This is a genomic window from Enterovibrio baiacu (genome assembly GCF_004120195.1).
GTDB classification, from domain to species: Bacteria; Pseudomonadota; Gammaproteobacteria; order Enterobacterales; family Vibrionaceae; genus Enterovibrio; species Enterovibrio baiacui.
The window spans coordinates 1-3,421 of sequence record NZ_SCHN01000037.1; the positions used below are offsets into that span (position 1 = coordinate 1).

Below are 3,421 nucleotides of genomic sequence, written 5' to 3' on the forward strand. Positions count from 1 at the left end.
CCTGAAGTACCTGTCACCGAGACTTCAAAGACATCGTCGTCATTGGTTTCAAGGATCGAGTCATCCAAGGTTGCGACGGTAAAGTCGGTTGATGTGGTGCCTGCTGCAATCACCACATCGCGAGTAACTGGCGTGACATCGCCGTCTTCGGACGTCTTGTGGCCTACAACGACAGTGACGGTTAAATCCGTTGTTGGAGCCTCGGAAATGGTTAACGTGTAAGACGCTTCCGAACCTTCGATAACCTCGGTATCGCCCGTGAGCGCAAGCGTCGGCTTGTCAGTGGACGTCGTGTCTTCATTGATGGTGGTTTCAACTGCTGCGGGGTTATCCGGCAGTACTTCAAAGCCGCCGCCAGACGTACCTGTTACCGAGACTTCAAAGACATCGTCGTCGTTGGTTTCAAGGATGGAGTCATCCAAGGTTGCCACGGTAAAGTCAGTTGACGTTGTGCCTGCCGCGATAACCACATCACGAGTCACAGGGGTGACATCGCCGTCCTCCGAGGTCTTGTGGCCGACAACAACAGTGACGGTGAGATCTGTTGTTGGCGCTTCTGAAATAGTGAGCGTGTAAGAGGCTTCAGCTCCTTCAACGACTTCTGAATCACCTGTTAATGTCAGGGTAGGCTTGTCGGTAGACGTTGTGTCTTCATTGATCGTGGTTTCGACTGCAGCTGGGCTATCCGGCAGCACTTCAAAGCCACCGCCTGAAGTGCCAGTGACTGATACTTCAAAGACGTCATCGTCATTGGTTTCCAGGATGGCGTCATCCAAGGTTGCGATAGTAAAGTCGGTCGACGTTGTGCCTGCGGTAATCACCACATCGCGAGTGACTGGCGTGACATCGCCGCCTTCGGACGTCTTGTGGCCGACAACGACGGTGACGGTTAAATCAGTCGTTGGTGCTTCTGTAATAGTTAGCGTATAGGACGCTTCTGCACCTTCGGTAACTTCTGCATCGCCCGTTAATGTCAGGGTTGGTTTGTCGGTCGAGGTCGTGTCTTCGTTGATGGTGGTTTCAACTGCTGCGGGATTGTCTGGCAGCACTTCAAAGCCGCCGCCAGTCGAGCCAGTAACAGACACTTCAAAGACATCATCATCAGTGGTTTCAAGAATCGAATCGTCCAGCGTCGCGACGGTGAAGTCGGTCGACGTTGTGCCTGCCGCAATCACCACATCGCGTGTCACAGGGGTGACATCACCGTCTTCGGATGTCTTATGACCCACAACAACAGTGACGGTGAGATCTGTTGTAGGCGCTTCACTTATCGTCAGCGTGTAGCTGGCTTCTTCGCCTTCGGTAACTTCCGCATCACCTGTCAATGTCAGAGTCGGTTTGTCCGTCGAGGTTGTGTCTTCGTTGATGGCAGTTTCGACCGCTGCTGGATTGTCCGGCAAGACTTCAAAGCCACCGCCCGTCGAGCCTGTCACTGACACTTCAAACACGTCATCGTCATTGGTTTCGAGGATGGAGTCATCCAAGGTTGCGACGGTAAAGTCAGTCGAGGTTGTGCCTGCTGCAATCACCACATCGCGTGTCACAGGGGTGACATCACCGTCTTCGGATGTCTTATGACCCACAACAACAGTGACGGTGAGATCTGTTGTAGGCGCTTCACTTATCGTCAGCGTGTAGCTGGCTTCCGCGCCTTCCGTAACTTCCGCATCTCCTGTTAATTTTAGGGTTGGTTTATCGGTCGAGGTCGTGTCTTCATTGATGGTGGTTTCAACAGCTGCGGGGTTATCCGGCAGTACTTCAAAGCCGCCGCCCGAAGACCCTGTGACTGAAACTTCAAAGACGTCATCGTCATTGGTTTCAAGGATGGAGTCATCCAAGGTTGCCACGGTAAAGTCAGTTGAGGTTGTACCTGCGGCAATCACCACATTACGCGTGACTGGCGTGACATCGCCGTCTTCGGACGTCTTGTGGCCGATAACAACTGTCACGGTGAGATCAGTCGTTGGCGCTTCGGAAATAGTCAGCGTATACGACGCTTCTGCGCCTTCAACGACTTCCGCATCACCTGTTAACGTTAGGGTCGGTTTGTCCGTCGAAGTGGAGTCTTCGTTGATCGTGGTTTCAACTGCCGCGGGATTGTCCGGCAGCACTTCAAAACCACCGCCAGAAGTGCCAGTGACTGACACTTCAAAGACATCATCGTCATTGGTTTCAAGGATGGAGTCATCCAAGGTTGCGACAGTAAAGTCAGTTGAGGTTGTGCCTGCCGCAATCACCACATCACGAGTGACTGGCGTGACATCACCGTCTTCGGATGTCTTGTGACCCACAACGACGGTGACGGTTAAATCAGTCGTTGGTGCTTCTGTAATAGTTAGCGTATAGGACGCTTCTGCACCTTCAACGACTTCCGAATCGCCTGTTAATGTCAGGGTTGGTTTGTCGGTGGAGGTCGTGTCTTCATTGATGGTGGTTTCGATCGCTGAAGGATTGTCTGGCAGCACTTCAAAACCACCGCCAGAAGTGCCAGTGATTGACACTTCGAATACGTCATCATCAGACGTTTCGAGGATGGAGTCATCCAAGGTAGCGACAGTAAAGTCGGTTGACGTTGTACCTGCCGCGATAACCACATTGCGAGTGACAGGGGTGACATCACCGTCTTCTGAGGTTTTGTGTCCAACCACGACAGTGATGGTTAAATCGGAAGTAGGGGCTTCTGAAATGGTCAGCGTGTAGCTGGCTTCTGCGCCTTCGGTAACTTCTGTATCGCCTGTTAAGGTGAGGGTTGGTTTGTCGGTCGATGTGGTGTCTTCATTGATGGTGGTTTCAACCGCTGCTGGGTTATCCGGTAACACTTCAAAACCACCGCCAGTCGAGCCTGTTACCGACACTTCAAACACGTCATCGTCGTTGGTCTCAAGGATCGAATCGTCGAGTGTTGCGACCGTAAAGTCAGTTGACGTTGTGCCTGCTGCAATGACGATATTGCGGGTCACAGGCGTCACATCGCCGTCTTCGGACGTCTTGTGGCCGACAACGACAGTCACGGTGAGATCAGTCGTTGGGGCTTCGCTGATAGACAAAGTGTAAGACGCCTGTGCACCTTCAACGACTTCCGAATCGCCTGTTAATGTCAGAGTTGGTTTGTCGGTCGAAGCGGAGTCTTCGTTGATCGTGGTTTCGACTGCTGCGGGATTGTCCGGCAGCACTTCAAAACCACCGCCTGAAGTACCTGTCACCGAGACTTCAAAGACATCGTCGTCATTGGTTTCAAGGATCGAGTCATCCAAGGTTGCGACGGTAAAGTCGGTTGATGTGGTGCCTGCTGCAATCACCACATCGCGAGTAACTGGCGTGACATCGCCGTCTTCGGACGTCTTGTGGCCTACAACGACAGTGACGGTTAAATCCGTTGTTGGAGCCTCGGAAATGGTTAACGTGTAAGACGCTTCCGAAC

Annotated in this window: 1 protein-coding gene; it reads right to left on the reverse strand. The window is 52.6% G+C overall.

Annotated features, from left to right (window positions below):
• Nucleotides 1-3,421: immunoglobulin-like domain-containing protein (locus tag EQP46_RS23885; RefSeq protein ID WP_276320910.1), on the reverse strand; the 3,421-nt coding region annotated here is incomplete at both ends.